Below are 13,674 nucleotides of genomic sequence, written 5' to 3'. Positions count from 1 at the left end.
AACGCTGCGGCAGGCGCGCGTGATCGGTCATGTCGAAGAAGCGGATCATGCGCGGTTCATACGCCCGAATCCGGGTTCAGGCAACAGGATTGGGCAGGCGCGGGATCTGGGGCGCTGGTCTGGTAGGATGGGCGATATCGCCCATCCTACGGGCGGGCCGCGACTGGCCGCCCGCCGGCGCCCGTCTCAATGATGGACATCTGCGTCCGGTGGCCTAGACTCGGCCCATGGACGGTGAACTCGCCACCTGGCTCGTCGACCTGCGCGACAGTGTTGCCGCGTTCCTCGCGGCGCTGAGCGCCTTCGGCCAGACCATGCTGCTGCCCTCGCGCCTGCAGCAGATCGGGGTCGCCCTGGGCCTCGCGGCCCTGGCCTGGCTGCTGGGACGGGCCCTGGGGCCGAGGCTCGAGGCCTGGATGCGCGGGCTGCAGGGGCGGCCGAAATGGCAGTTGCGCCTGCTGATCGTCCTGCGCCGGGCCCTGCCGCTGCTGCTGTTCGTGCTGCTGATCTGGCTGGCGGTCGCGGTCTTCGCCGGGATCTATACCTTCCCCTCGCGCCGCTATGTGCTGGTGCTGGTCGCGGCCATCGCCAGCGCCTGGCTGGCCATCAGCCTGGCCGCGCAGCTGATCCGTAACCGGCTGGTCCGGTCGCTGGCGGTCTGGGGCCTGTCGATCTGGGCCACGCTCTATTACCTGGGCCTGCTGGACGAGACGAGCGAGGCTCTGGACGGCATCGCCGTGCGATTCGGCAATTTCGAGCTCTCGGCGCTGGCGGTAATCAAGGCGGTGGTCCTGACCGCCGCGCTTTTCACCGCCGCCCGGGCCGTGACCATCGGTTCCTCGCGCCGGATCCGTGGCCTGGCCGATATCTCGCCCTCGATGCAGGAGCTGCTGGTCAAGCTTCTGCGCATCGGCCTTTACGGCGCGGCCTTTTTCATCGGGCTGAAGGCGGTGGGCTTCGACCTGACCGGGCTCGCAGTCCTCTCGGGCGCCATCGGCGTCGGGCTCGGGTTCGGGCTGCAGAAGGTGGTCTCGAACCTCGTCTCGGGCGTCATCATCCTGCTCGACAAATCGGTCAAGCCCGGGGATGTCATCTCGATCGGCGACACCTTCGGCTGGATCGAGGAACTGGGCGCGCGCTATGTCTCGGTCGTGACCCGCGACGGCAAGGAATATCTGATTCCGAATGAGGATCTGATCACCGGCCAGGTGGTCAACTGGTCGCATACCAACGAATTTGTCCGCCTCGACATCTTTTTCGGCACGTCCTACGCCGACGATCCGCATGCGGTGCGCCGCATCGCCATCGAGGCCGCGCTGACCTGTTCGCGGGTCCTGCAACACCGCGCGCCGGTCTGCCACATCACCGGTTTCGGCGAGTCCTCGGTCGATTACATCCTGCGCTTCTGGATCACCGATCCGACCGGCGGGCTGACCAATATCCGCGGCAATGTCTATCTGGCGCTGTGGGATGCGTTCAAGGAACACGGCATCTCCATCCCCTTCCCGCAGCGCGAGGTCAGGCTCCTGGGCGAGGCCCCGGCCGGGCCCGCGCCCGCCGCCCCGGAACCGCCGCCGAGGGGGGCGCCGGGGGCCTCGGCAAAGTGACGCCTGAGATCGCGCGGCGCGCTACCGGCCTCCATTGAGATTTCACCCTGCGCGCGTTACATTGAGGGGTAATCGCCCCTGCAGGAGGACAGTTCTCTGTCTTACATCGACCCGGCCGCCGTCGCGGCCCCCGCCGCCAACCCTTCGGCCCCCGACTTCTCGGCCGCCGACGTTCTGGCATTGGTCCTGCAATCTCTTGACGACGACAAGGCCGAGGAGATCGTGACGATCGACCTGCGCGGCCGGTCGTCCGTGGCCGATTACATGGTGATCTGCTCGGGCCGTTCGTCCCGCCAGGTCGCCGCCATCGCCGAGAAGCTGCTGGAGCGGCTCAAGGCGGCCTACCGCATCACCGCCCGGTCCGAGGGCAAGGAAACCGGCGACTGGGTGCTGCTCGATACCGGCGACGTGGTGGTGCATGTCTTCCGCCCGGAAGTGCGCGAGTTCTACCAGCTCGAACGCATGTGGCAGGTGCCTGCCGGCAAGGCCTGATGCGGCTGCACATCGTCGCGGTGGGACGGCTGCGCGCCGGCCCCGAGCGGGCGCTGATCGACGATTACGTGAAACGCCTCGACCGCACCGGCCGCCCGCTGGGGCTGGGCCCCTGCGCGGAACACGAGGTCGAGGACCGCAAAGGCGGCGGGATGGAGGCGGAAGCCGCCCTCCTGGCGCGCACCTGCCCGGCGGGCGCGGTGCGGGTGATGCTGGACGAGCGCGGGACGGTGATGCCCTCGCCCGATTTCGCGCAACGGCTGGCGAAATGGCGCGACGAGGGACGGCAGGACGTTGCTTTCTTCATCGGTGGCGCCGATGGCCTGGCACCGTCCCTCAGGGCCGAGGCGGATGCCGCGCTCAGCTTCGGGGCGATGGTCTGGCCGCATGCGCTGGTCCGGGTGATGCTGGCCGAACAGCTCTACCGCGCGGCGACGATTCTGGCGGGATCGCCCTATCACCGGGAATAGCGGGCGTTCCGCCCGCGGCGAGGCGGGGGGCCAGCCCCCCGCACCCCCCGCCAAAGGGGACCCTCGGGCCCCCTTTGGAAACCCCCGAGGATATTTGTAGAACAAAGATGAAGGTTAAGAGGTCGCTAACCTGCAATCTTTGTTCTCCAAATATCCTCGGGGGGTGAATTGGCCGCAGGCCAAGAGGGGGGCAGAAGGCCCCCCTTCTTCGGCGCCGCGGAACGCGGCGCCGCCGGTCGCCCGAGGCGCCCGTGCCGAAGGCGCGGGCAACGAGGGCGAAACCCCTCCCCCGGCCGGACCTCGCGCAGCCGGGGAGCAAGGGCATTGCCCCCGCCGACCCTCGCGCTTAGACAGGCACCACGAAGACCGGAGCGCCAGTCATGACCCATCCCAAACCCGTCGTCCTGTGCATTCTCGATGGCTGGGGCATCAATCCCCGGACCGAGGGCAATGCCGTGGCGCTGGCCCGGAAGCCCCATTTCGACCGGTTGATGGCGACCTGTCCGCATGCGACGCTGGTCACCTTCGGCCGCGATGTCGGCCTGCCTGGCGGGCAGATGGGCAATTCCGAGGTCGGCCATACCAACATCGGCGCCGGCCGGGTCGTCGCCATGGACCTCGGCCAGATCGACCTCGCGGTCGAGGATGGTTCCTTCGCCGCCAATGCCGCGCTGCAGGCCTTCATCGCCCGGCTCAAGGCCACCGGCGGCACGGCGCATCTGATGGGCGTCGTCTCGGACGGGGGCGTGCATGGTCATCTCACCCATCTGAAGGCCGCGGTCGCCGCCATCGCCGGCGAGGGGATCCCGGTCGCCATCCATGCCATCACCGATGGCCGCGACGTGGCGCCGAAATCCGCCGACCGTTTCGTCGCCGATCTGGCCGCCAGCCTGCCCGAGAATGCCTGCATCGCCACCGTGATCGGCCGCTACTGGGCCATGGACCGCGATTCGCGCTGGGAGCGGGTCGAGCGCGCCTATGACGCCATGGTCCGGGCCGAGGGCCGCGCCGCGCCCGATGCGGTCACTGCCGTGGCCCAGGCCTATGCCGAGGGTGTCACTGACGAATTCGTCGACCCGACCGTGATCGACGCCTACAAGGGCGCGCGCAACGGCGACGGGTTCTTCTGCCTCAATTTCCGCGCCGACCGCGCGCGCGAGATCCTGGCGGCGCTGGGCGCTCCGGCCTTTCGCGGTTTCGAGGCCAAGGGCCGTGTCGAATGGGCCAGCATGCTGGGCATGGTCGATTATTCCGAGGCGCATAACGCCTTCATGCACACCGCCTTCCCCAAGCGGGTGATCCGCAACACCCTGGGCGAATGGGTGGCGAAGCAGGGTCTGCGGCAGTTCCGGCTGGCCGAGACCGAGAAATATCCCCATGTCACCTTCTTCCTGAACGGCGGCAAGGAAACGCCCGAGGAAGGCGAGGACCGCTTCATGCCCTCCTCGCCCAAGGTCGCGACCTATGATCTGGCGCCCGAGATGTCCTCGGGCGATGTGACCGACCGTTTCGTCGCCGCCATCGAGGCGGGTTATGACCTGATCGTCACCAATTACGCCAATCCCGACATGGTGGGCCATACCGGCATCGTCGAGGCCGGCGTGAAGGCGGTCGAGGCGGTGGACCGGGGCCTCGGCCGGGTGCTGGCGGCGCTGGAGAAGGCCGGGGGCGCGATGATCGTGACCGCCGACCACGGCAATTGCGAGCAGATGATCGATTACGCCACCGGCGGGCCGCATACCGCGCATACCACCAATCTGGTGCCGGTCATTCTGGTCGGCGGCCCGGCGGGGGTGACGCTGGCCGACGGGCGGCTGGCGGATCTGGCGCCGACCCTTCTTGAGCTGATGGATCTGCCGCAGCCCGAGGAGATGACCGGCCAGTCGCTGATCCGGCGGGGCTGAGGGATGCGGATCGCCCGGATCCTGGCGCTGCTGGCCTGCCTTGCCGCCCCCGCTCCGGCGGTGGCGGATACGGCCGGGAACGCGCAGGCGGCGGCGATCGCGCTGCTCAATGCCATCGACTCGCTGGCCGAGGCGCGGCGCGCGCCCGATCAGGTGGCGGCGCTGACCCAGGCCATTCAGGCGCATGAGGCCGGGCTTTCGGCGCTGCGCGAGGGGCTGCGCGAGGCGGCGCTGCGCGAGGCCTCGATCAACCGGGTGCTGGAGCAGCAGCAGGCGCAGGTCAGCCGCATCCTGGGCGCGATGATGGCGGTCGAGCGGATCGAGGGGCCGGTGATGCTGGTCCATCCGCAGGGGCCGCTGGCCACGGCGCGGGCGGGCATGATGATCGCCGATGTCGCGGCCGGCATGCAGGCCGAGGCCGACCGGATCGGCGCTCTGGCGCGCGAACTCGCCGCGCTCAGGGAATTGCGCGAGACGGCGGTGGACACGCTGGCGGCGGGGCTGGCCAGCCTGCAGGGCGCGCGGGCGGAACTGAGCCAGGCGATGGCCGACCGCCGCGATCTGCCGCCCCGGGTCGGCGATGACGAGACGCGGATGCTGGCCTTGCTGGAATCGGTGCGGACCCTGCAGGATCTGGCGACGGGGCTGGCGACGCGGCCCTCGGGCGCCTCGGCCGAGCTGCCGATCTTCGATACCGCCCGGGGCCGTCTGCCGATGCCGGTGATCGGCACCCAGCTGCGCGCCTTCGGCGAGGCCGATGCGGCGGGGATCACCCGGCCGGGACTGGTGGTAGCCACCGAGCCCGGCGCTCTGGTCACCGCACCCTGGTACGGGACCGTGCGCTACCGCGGGCCCTTGCTCGATTACGGCAATGTCGTGCTTCTGGAACCGGGCGAGGGCTGGCTGATCGTGCTGGCCGGGCTTGACCTCGTCTATCCGCGGCAGGGCGAGGTGGTGGCGCAGGGCGACGCGCTGGGGCTGATGCCGGGCGGGGCAACCGGCGCTGACGAATTCGTGCAGGCGGATCAGGTGGCGGGACGCAGCGAAACGCTGTATCTGGAACTCAGGCAGGACGGGCAAGCCATTGACCCGGCCGACTGGTTCGACTTGAGTGGTGAACAACGGCCGTAGAACGGCCGGCGCGGGAGGGGCCTGCGGAAGAGCCGCAGTCACACCCAAACCGAACGACGGGATGGAAGCATGAACAGATATCTGGTGGCGGCGGCGGCGGGCATCCTGGGGGGTGTCGTGCTGTCGACGCAGGTGGCGGCGCCCCTGCTGGCGCAGGAGCAGGACGCCAACCAGTCGGTCTATGAGCAGCTGGACCTCTTCGGCGACGTGTTCGAGCGGATCCGCTCGCAATACGTGACCGAGGTCGAGCCGCGCCAGCTGATCGAGGCGGCCATCAACGGCATGCTCAACTCGCTCGACCCGCATTCCAGCTATCTGCCGCCCGACGATTACGAGGACATGCGCGTGCAGACGCGCGGCGCCTTCGGCGGTCTGGGGATCGAGATCACCCAGCAGGACGGCTATGTCCGGGTCATCACGCCCATCGACGACACGCCCGCCGCCGCCGCCGGCGTGCAGCCGGGCGATGTGCTGACCCATGTCGACGGGGTGTCGCTTTTGGGCCTGACGCTGCCCGAGGCGGTCGACCTGATGCGCGGTCCGGTCGGCTCCGAGATCGTGGTGACGATCCTGCGCGAGGGCGTGGCCGAGCCCTTCGACCTGTCGATCATCCGCGACACGATCCGCATCCAGGCGGTGCGCGGCCGGGTCGAGGGCAATATCGTGGTGCTGCGCGTCTCGACCTTCAACGAACAGACCTACGACAACCTCGAAAGCGAATTGCGCGAGGGGATCGACCAGATCGGCGGCATCGACAACCTGCAGGGCGTGGTGCTGGATCTGCGCAACAACCCGGGCGGGCTGCTGGTGCAGGCGATCCGCGTCTCGGATGCCTTCCTCGAAACCGGCGAGATCGTCTCGACCCGTGGCCGCGACGGCTCGGATGGCGAGCGTCACAACGCGACGCCGGGCGATCTGATCGACGGGCGGCCGATGGTGGTGCTCATCAACGGCGGTTCGGCCTCGGCGTCGGAAATCGTCGCGGGCGCGCTGCAGGATCACCGCCGGGCGGTGGTGGTGGGCGAGCGCAGCTTCGGCAAGGGCTCGGTCCAGTCGCTGATCCCGCTGCGCGGTGACGGCGCCATGCGGCTGACCACGGCGCTCTATTACACGCCCTCGGGCCGCTCGATCCAGGCGCTGGGCGTGGCGCCCGATATCGTCGCCCACCAGCCGCCGGTCGCCGATACCGCTGCCGCCGCGCCCGAGGATGACACCCCGCGGCCCCCGCGCAGCGAATCGAGCCTGCGCGGCGCCTTCCAGAACGGCACCATCACCGACGACGAACGCCGGCAGATGGAGGAAGAGGAACGCGCCGCCGAAGAGGTCTCGCGCCTGCGCAGCGAGGATTACCAGCTGGCCTATGCGCTGGACATCCTGCGCGGCCTGTCGGTGATGAACGGCCAGTGATGAGCGCTCCGCTCACCCCGGCCGAGATCGAGGCGCTGCCCTACCGGCCGAATGTCGGCGTCATGCTGATTGACGACCGGGGGCTGATCTTCGCCGCCCGGCGGCTCGACAGCCCGGTCCCGGCCTGGCAGATGCCGCAGGGCGGGATCGACGAGGGCGAGGACCCCCGCGCCGCCGCCCTGCGCGAGCTGCAGGAAGAGACCGGCGTGCCCCCGGCGCTGGTGCAGGTGCTGGCCGAGACGCCGGACTGGCTGGCCTATGACCTGCCGCCGGACCTGCTGGGCAAGATGTGGAAGGGGCGCTACCGCGGGCAGAAGCAGAAATGGTATCTGCTGCGCTTCCTGGGGCGCGACGACCAGATCGACCTGGAGCAGGAACACCCCGAGTTCAGCGAATGGCGCTGGGTGACGGCCGAGGAGATGATCGAGGCGATCGTGCCCTTCAAGCGCGAGATATACCGTCAGGTGGTGGCAGCGTTCCGCTCGCATCTGGCCTGAGCGCAGTGGTGCGTGCGAGCACGCACCCTACGGGTCCCATCGTGTAGGGTGCGTGGTTCCACGCACCATTTCGCCCTCTGGACCTTGTCCGATATTTCGGCAATCGTGCACAGCCTTTCACCTGTTCACGGATTTGCGCGCATGAAGCTCGGCATCTTCTTTCTGGTTCTCGCCTATGTGCTGAGCCAGTTCTACCGGGCCTTCCTGGCCGTGCTCTCGCCGGTTCTCGGCGTCGAGGTCGGTGCCCAGCCGCAGGATCTGGCGCTGTCCTCGGGCCTGTGGTTCCTGACCTTCGCGCTGATGCAGATCCCGGTCGGCGCCGCGCTCGACAGCATCGGGCCCCGGCGCACGGCGGCCTGGCTGCTGGGCCTTGCCGGTGGCGGCGGGGCGCTGGTCTTCGCCCTGGCGCAGCAGGCCTGGCACATCCATGCGGCGATGATCCTGATCGGCATCGGCTGCTCGCCGGTGCTGATGGCCGCCTATTACATCTTCGGCCGGGTCTATCCGGTGCGGGTCTTCGCCACGCTCGCCGGGGCGATCATCGGCTTCGGCACGCTGGGCAACCTGGCCGGCGCCTGGCCGCTGGCCTGGGCGGCCGAGACCTTCGGCTGGCGGCAGAGCGTGCTGGGCCTCGCCGTGGCGACGGTCGCCGTGGCGCTGGCGCTCGGCGTCTTCGTCAAGGATCCGCCGCCCGTCGACCAGCCCGCCGGGGGGCGCGGCTCGTTGCTCGACGTGCTGAAGCTGCGGGCGCTCTGGCTGATCCTGCCCCTGATGGCGGTGAACTATGTCCCGGCGGCGGCGATCCGCGGCCTCTGGGCCGGGCCCTTTTTCCGCGATGTCTATCAGGCCGATGCTCTGGTCATCGGCTCGGCCACGCTGGTGATGGCGCTGGCCATGGTCGCGGGCAGCTTCGCCTATGGTGCCGCGGACCGGGTCTTCGGCTCGCTCAAGGCGGTGGTGCTGGTCGGCAACCTGCTCAGCGCCGCCTGCGTGCTGGCCCTGTGGTTTCTGCCCACTGCGGGTTTCTGGGCCGTCGCCGCGCTGATGGCCGGGATCGGTTTCTTCGGCTCGTCCTTCCCGGCGATGGTGGCGCATGGGCGCTCGTTCTTCCCGCCGCATCTGCTGGGCCGGGGCGTCACGCTGATGAACCTGTTCGGCATCGGCGGGGTGGGCGTGTTCCAGACGCTGTCGGGCAGCCTGCACCGCGCCGTCGCCCCGGTCCCGCCCGAGGCGCCCTTTCAGGCGATCTTCCTGATGTTCGGCCTGCTGTTGCTGGCCGGCGCCGCGCTCTATGCCTTTTCGCAGGACCGCTCCGACTGAGACTGAGCCCGCGCCGGGCCCCGGCCTGCCGATAAATCGCCGCAGCCGGGGCCCGGGGGCTTTCCAGTCAACGCGCAATCCTTTATGCGCGCCCCTGACCGCTGGGTTCTGGAGGGATACATGGGCTACAAAGTCGTTGTTGTCGGCGCCACGGGGAATGTCGGGCGCGAGATGCTGAACATCCTCGCCGAGCGCGAATTCCCGGTGGACGAAATCGCCGCGCTGGCCTCGCGCCGCTCGCTGGGCACGGAATGCTCGTTCGGCGACCGGACGCTGAAATGCCAGGACCTCGACACGTTCGATTTCAAGGGCTGGGACATCGCGCTTTTCGCCATCGGCTCGGACGCGACCAAGACCTATGCGCCCAAGGCCGCCGCCGCGGGCTGCGTGGTGATCGACAATTCGTCGCTCTACCGCTACGACCCCGACGTGCCGCTGATCGTGCCCGAGGTGAACGCCGACGCGATCACCGGCTACACGAAGAAGAACATCATCGCCAACCCCAACTGCTCGACCGCGCAGATGGTCGTGGCGCTGAAGCCCCTGCATGACCGCGCCCGGATCAAGCGGGTCGTCGTCTCGACCTATCAATCGGTGTCCGGCACCGGCAAGGAGGCGATGGACGAGCTGTGGAACCAGACCAAGGGCGTCTTCGTCCCGGGTCAGGAGGTCGCGCCCTCGGTCTATCCCAAGCAGATTGCCTTCAACGTGATCCCGCATATCGACGTCTTCCTCGACAGTGGCGACACCAAGGAAGAATGGAAGATGGTCACCGAGACCAAGAAGATCCTCGATCCCAAGATCAAGGTGACGGCGACCTGCGTGCGGGTGCCGGTCTTCGTCGGCCATTCGGAATCGATCAACATCGAGACCGAGGATTTCCTCGACTGGGAAGAAGCGACCGAGATCCTGCGCGAGGCGCCCGGCATCCTGGTCGTCGACAAGCGCGAGCCGGGTGGCTACATCACGCCCGTCGAATGCGTCGGCGAATACGCCACCTACATCAGCCGCATCCGCCAGGATTCGACCATCGACAACGGTCTGAACCTGTGGTGCGTCAGTGACAACCTGCGCAAGGGCGCGGCGCTGAACGCGGTGCAGATCGCCGAGGTCCTGGGCCAGCGCTGCCTGAAAAAGGGCTGAGGCCTGCCGGCCGACCTGTCGAAAGGCGCCCCCCCGGGGCGCCTTTTCGCGTTCAGGGCAGGGCGGCGGCCATCACCCGGGCCAGATCGCCGGGGTTCAGCTGGCCCAGCAGCCAGTCGCGGACCGCCTGGCGCTGCTCGGCCTCGGGCGGGAGCGGGGCGTCGCTGGCCGGGGCTTCCATGGGGCGCGTCCGGTCAAAGGCGTGCTGGTTGAGGAAGGCGATATCCTCCCGGTTGGCGCGGCGGATCCAGTCGCGGATGCCGGGCGGCGGATCGGCCAGCTTGGGCAGATCCTTCAGGTCCGGCGCGTGGCGCAACCGCTCCAGCAGGGCATGGCGGTGCTGGATCTGGCGGGCGTCGCCGGTGTTGCCGAGCCGCTCGAACCCCTCGTTCAGGGTCAGGATCCAGAGCGTCGCGGCGGCGCTGAAACTCTCGTTGGTGCTGCGCACGGGATGGGCGGGGGCAACTGGCTGGCCGTGGATCTGACCGATCTGCCGGTAAAGGTCGGTGAGCAGATCCCCCCCTTCCAGACAGGCGCGGTCGAACCGGCGCAGGATCACGTTTTCCGCGCCCAGCTGCTGGCGGTAGCGGCGCAGCGTGTCGGCCGAGCCCAGCGTCACCTGCGCGGGCAGGGGCAGCTCGGCCAGCCGCGCGCCGTCGCGGATCAGCTGGTCCAGCGCCGAGCGGTAAAGCGGCACCGGATCGCGGACATACATCAGCACCACGATCTCGGAAAATGTCCGGCGCAGTTCTTCCAGCACCGCGCCCGGGCGCAGGTAATAGAGCGACTCGCTGGACAGGATGGTCAGCGCGGGGCGTTCGGCGCCGATCTCGGCCGCCATCCGGTCCCATTCCCGGCGGCTCCAGTCGCGGGCCTCCTCCCGCGTGGCGAAATGCAGCCGTTCCTTCGGCAGGAGCGGCTTTCGCGCGGGCTCGAACAGGTTCGACAGGACCCGGGGCGGCGGCACGGTCGCGTCGTCGGGCTGCCAATAGGCGATCCCCTGCTGCGCCAGCGCCGCGCGGTTCAGGAACAACGAGTCCTGAATGGTGGTCGATCCCGCCTTGGCGGCACCGATATGCAGCAGCAGCTTCATCGTCGTCCTCGGCCCGGGGGGCGTTTTGTGGCCGCCCTTTCCGCTATCCTGCCATCCCCGGACGGACAAGTCACCGCCCGCCGGCGCGCCATTGCCGCCGCCGGGGCGATGGCCTAGGGTCGGCCAAGTCCCGCGCGGAGGCGGACGTCCCGGGGCCGAGGTCCCCCCGACGAGGAAACACGATGACCGTCATGCTCAAGAAGTACGGCCTTGCCTATCTGTCGGTGCCCAAGGTCGCCTGTACCTCGATCAAGGCGATGATGTTCGAAGTCGAGAACGGCTTTCCGTTCCGTCCCTTCTCGGCCAACGGCCAGATGCGCTGGATCCACAATTTCTATCCCTCCGTCCCGTTCCGCGAGCTGAAACGCGGCCGTCTGCGCGATCTGCACCGGGTCACCGTGGTACGCGATCCGATCCGGCGGGCGCTGTCGTGTCACAGCAACCGCGTCGTGCAGCACCGCGAACTCTCGCGCGAGATCGCCGGTGATCGGCTCGAGGGGTCGGGCCTGCCCTTCGACCCGGACCTGTCGACCTTCGTGCTCAACATCGGCGAATACTCGCGCCGCGTGGCCGAGATCGGCCATCACACGGCGCCGCTGACCGTCTTTCTGGGCGAGGATCCCGGCTATTTTCATCGCATCTACCGCTTCGAGGAATTGCCCGAGATGGTTGCGGACGTGGGCCGCATCACCGGCAAGGACGTGGCGCTGGAGGTCATGCAGCGATCGAGCGGCAGCGCCAGGGTCGAGCAGCTCTCGCCCGACGAGATCGCCCTTCTGAAAGACTACTACGCCGAGGATTACGCGATCTTCGGCGCCTATTTCTGAGCCGATGACCGGGCGGCCCGCCGATCCCGCCGCGCCCCTGATCTCGGTGATCGTCGCCGTTCACCAGGTGGCGCCGCAGATCGCCGAGGCCATCGCCAGCCTGCGCGCGCAATCGCTGCCGGATTTCGAGGCGCTGGTCGTGGATGACGGCTCGACCGACGGCTCGGGCCGGATCGCGGCCGAGGCCTTTGCCGGGGATGCGCGGTTTCGCCTGCTGGTGCAGCCGAACCGGGGGCTCTCGGCCGCGCGCAACGCCGGGCTCGATCAGGCGCGGGGGGCGTTCGTGGCCTTCCTCGACGGCGACGACGCGCTGGCGCCCGACTTCCTGCGCGACCTGCATGCGGCGATCCGTGAGGAAGGGACCGAGTGGGCCGCCTGCGGCGTGACGCTGGTCCATCCGGGCGGCGAGGAACGCCCGCATCCCGCGCTTCATGCCTGCGACAGGCCGCCCGAAGCCGGGCACCTGCCCCTGACCGACGCCTGCGAGGTGGCGCGGATCTTCCCCTCGGCCTGGAACAAGCTCTATCGCCGGTCGCTGTTCGAGGGGCTCCGTTTCCCCGAGGGCAGCTGGTTCGAGGATCACGAGGTATTCTGGGCCCTCGCCCGCCGTGCGCCGCGGCTGGCCTATCGTTCCGCCCCCCTCTACCGCCACCGCCGCGACCGGCCCGGGCAGATCACCGGCACCGACAGCGACCGGGTCTTCGACGTGCTCAGGGTGCTGGACCGGCTGGGTCCGGTGATCCTGGGCAGCGGCATGACCCGCACGGCCGAGGGCTATGCCCGCCTCGCCGCCCGGCTGATCCACGAACGGGCGCTGGTGATCCGTGATCCGGCCCGCCGGGCGCGGTTCCTGACCGCGGCGCATGCCCTGTTGCAGCACCGCGGGATGGGATGGCAGGCCGCCTGGGACCCCGAAATCAGCCGCGGACTGGGCCTGGCGCTGGAGGGTGTGCTGCCGCTCTCGGTGGTGGTTCTGGGCGATCCCGGCCCGGCGCTGGCCGCGCTCGACGCGCAGGGCATGGCGGATTTCGAGCTGGTGGTGCTGGGAGGCAGGGCGCCGGGACTGCTGCCCTCGGGCCGGGCGGTGCGGCGGCTCGATCCCGAGGGGATGACGCCTGCGCGTCTTGCCTCGGTGCTGGAAGGGCGCTGGGTCCTGCTGCTGGCCCCGGGCGAGGTGCCTCTGCCCGAGGGGCTGATGCGGCTGGTCAATCTGGGCGAGCGGCTGGACCTGCCGCTGGTCCTCGGCGCGCTGGAGCGGCGGGGGTTGGGCTATCACGACGGCTGGACCGACAACCGCGTGGTTCCGGGACTGGCGGCGATGCCGCTCTGGGGGGGCGAGGTCGCGCTGGGCGGGGCGCAGGCGCTCTGCCTCTATCCCGCGCTGGGCAACCGGCTGATGCGGCGCGATCTGCTGGCGGCGCTGCCCGGGGCGCTGGGGCTGGGGCAGGACGGGGCCTCGGCGCAGATGATCGCGCTTGAGAGCGCGTTGCAGGCGGGCAGGGCGGGCACCACCCGGCTCGCGGTTCTGTCGGTGCCGGACCGGCCCGCGACGATCCCCGGCACCGGCGCCGCCCGCCGCCTGCTGGCCGCCTGCCCGGCCCCGCCCGCGCTGCCGAGGGGCTGGCAGGCGGTGGTCCTGCTGCGGCTGGCGCAGCTGCGGGGCGGGGGGCTGCGCCTGCCGGGGGCGCTGCTGACCGCGCTGCGGGAGGGCTGGCTTGCGGGGGACGCGGCGCCCGACCCCGGCCTGCCGCGCTGGGTCCGGGCGCTGATGCGTTTGCGGTGA

The 13,674-nt window shown here is 69.5% G+C and carries 12 protein-coding genes; 11 read left to right on the top strand and 1 reads right to left on the bottom strand.

Annotation, left to right across the window (positions count from 1 at the left end):
• The first annotated feature begins 227 nt into the window (after positions 1 to 227).
• From DDE23_RS17065 to DDE23_RS17025, 9 genes are all read left to right on the top strand, one after another.
• Positions 228 to 1,607 carry a mechanosensitive ion channel family protein gene (locus DDE23_RS17065; RefSeq protein WP_107753306.1) on the top strand — a complete coding sequence of 460 codons (1,380 nt, stop codon included), beginning with the start codon at positions 228 to 230 and terminating at the stop codon, positions 1,605 to 1,607.
• A 174-nt stretch (positions 1,608 to 1,781) separates the two neighbouring features.
• Complete coding sequence (rsfS, locus tag DDE23_RS17060; protein WP_238150040.1) at positions 1,782 to 2,099, top strand: ribosome silencing factor; 318 nt, start codon at positions 1,782 to 1,784, stop codon at positions 2,097 to 2,099.
• Complete coding sequence (rlmH, locus tag DDE23_RS17055) at positions 2,099 to 2,569, top strand: 23S rRNA (pseudouridine(1915)-N(3))-methyltransferase RlmH (RefSeq protein ID WP_107753302.1); 471 nt, start codon at positions 2,099 to 2,101, stop codon at positions 2,567 to 2,569. Before rsfS ends, rlmH begins: the two co-directional genes overlap by 1 nt.
• A gap of 380 nt (positions 2,570 to 2,949) precedes the next feature.
• Complete coding sequence (gpmI, locus tag DDE23_RS17050) at positions 2,950 to 4,473, top strand: 2,3-bisphosphoglycerate-independent phosphoglycerate mutase (RefSeq protein ID WP_107753300.1); 1,524 nt, start codon at positions 2,950 to 2,952, stop codon at positions 4,471 to 4,473.
• Positions 4,474 to 4,476: 3 nt separating this feature from the next.
• Complete coding sequence (locus tag DDE23_RS17045) at positions 4,477 to 5,604, top strand: murein hydrolase activator EnvC family protein (RefSeq protein WP_107753298.1); 1,128 nt, start codon at positions 4,477 to 4,479, stop codon at positions 5,602 to 5,604.
• Positions 5,605 to 5,673: 69 nt separating this feature from the next.
• Positions 5,674 to 7,011, top strand: coding sequence for a S41 family peptidase (locus DDE23_RS17040; RefSeq protein WP_107753295.1), 1,338 nt, complete (start codon positions 5,674 to 5,676; stop codon positions 7,009 to 7,011).
• Positions 7,011 to 7,508, top strand: a complete 498-nt coding sequence (locus tag DDE23_RS17035; protein WP_107753293.1) for an RNA pyrophosphohydrolase — start codon at positions 7,011 to 7,013, stop codon at positions 7,506 to 7,508. The genes DDE23_RS17040 and DDE23_RS17035 overlap by 1 nt, the downstream gene beginning before the upstream one ends.
• A 141-nt stretch (positions 7,509 to 7,649) precedes the next feature.
• Entirely contained in the window at positions 7,650 to 8,828 is a 1,179-nt protein-coding gene (locus DDE23_RS17030) for an MFS transporter (RefSeq protein ID WP_107753291.1), read from the top strand.
• 120 nt (positions 8,829 to 8,948) lie between these two features.
• Positions 8,949 to 9,971 (top strand): aspartate-semialdehyde dehydrogenase, encoded by a 1,023-nt coding sequence (locus tag DDE23_RS17025; protein ID WP_107753289.1) that lies wholly within the window; start codon positions 8,949 to 8,951, stop codon positions 9,969 to 9,971.
• A gap of 52 nt (positions 9,972 to 10,023) precedes the next feature.
• Here the strand turns inward: DDE23_RS17025 and DDE23_RS17020 are convergent, their stop codons facing one another.
• Positions 10,024 to 11,064: a hypothetical protein gene (locus DDE23_RS17020; RefSeq protein ID WP_157958057.1), complete on the bottom strand. Its 1,041-nt coding sequence runs from the start codon at positions 11,062 to 11,064 to the stop codon at positions 10,024 to 10,026.
• Between the two features lie 182 nt (positions 11,065 to 11,246).
• Here DDE23_RS17020 and DDE23_RS25185 point away from each other — a divergent pair, with 182 nt between their 5' ends.
• Together DDE23_RS25185 and DDE23_RS17010 are read left to right on the top strand one after the other, a co-directional pair.
• The gene (locus tag DDE23_RS25185; RefSeq protein WP_157958056.1) at positions 11,247 to 11,891 is read left to right on the top strand and encodes a sulfotransferase family 2 domain-containing protein; all 645 of its coding nucleotides are present in this window, start codon (positions 11,247 to 11,249) and stop codon (positions 11,889 to 11,891) included.
• Between the two features lie 4 nt (positions 11,892 to 11,895).
• Positions 11,896 to 13,674: a glycosyltransferase family 2 protein gene (locus DDE23_RS17010; protein WP_107753284.1), complete on the top strand. Its 1,779-nt coding sequence runs from the start codon at positions 11,896 to 11,898 to the stop codon at positions 13,672 to 13,674.

It is taken from the genome of Pararhodobacter aggregans (assembly GCF_003075525.1).
Classification (GTDB): Bacteria; Pseudomonadota; Alphaproteobacteria; order Rhodobacterales; family Rhodobacteraceae; genus Pararhodobacter; species Pararhodobacter aggregans.
This window is presented reverse-complemented; position numbering and strand designations above follow the sequence as displayed.

Coding starts and splice junctions, on each gene's coding strand:
- DDE23_RS17065 (WP_107753306.1), top strand. CDS start 228: ATGGACGGTGAACTCGCCACCTGGCTCGTCGACCTGCGCGACAGTGTT.
- rlmH (WP_107753302.1), top strand. CDS start 2,099: ATGCGGCTGCACATCGTCGCGGTGGGACGGCTGCGCGCCGGCCCCGAG.
- gpmI (WP_107753300.1), top strand. CDS start 2,950: ATGACCCATCCCAAACCCGTCGTCCTGTGCATTCTCGATGGCTGGGGC.
- DDE23_RS17045 (WP_107753298.1), top strand. CDS start 4,477: ATGCGGATCGCCCGGATCCTGGCGCTGCTGGCCTGCCTTGCCGCCCCC.
- DDE23_RS17040 (WP_107753295.1), top strand. CDS start 5,674: ATGAACAGATATCTGGTGGCGGCGGCGGCGGGCATCCTGGGGGGTGTC.
- DDE23_RS17035 (WP_107753293.1), top strand. CDS start 7,011: ATGAGCGCTCCGCTCACCCCGGCCGAGATCGAGGCGCTGCCCTACCGG.
- DDE23_RS17030 (WP_107753291.1), top strand. CDS start 7,650: ATGAAGCTCGGCATCTTCTTTCTGGTTCTCGCCTATGTGCTGAGCCAG.
- DDE23_RS17025 (WP_107753289.1), top strand. CDS start 8,949: ATGGGCTACAAAGTCGTTGTTGTCGGCGCCACGGGGAATGTCGGGCGC.
- DDE23_RS17020 (WP_157958057.1), bottom strand. CDS start 11,064: ATGAAGCTGCTGCTGCATATCGGTGCCGCCAAGGCGGGATCGACCACC.
- DDE23_RS25185 (WP_157958056.1), top strand. CDS start 11,247: ATGACCGTCATGCTCAAGAAGTACGGCCTTGCCTATCTGTCGGTGCCC.
- DDE23_RS17010 (WP_107753284.1), top strand. CDS start 11,896: ATGACCGGGCGGCCCGCCGATCCCGCCGCGCCCCTGATCTCGGTGATC.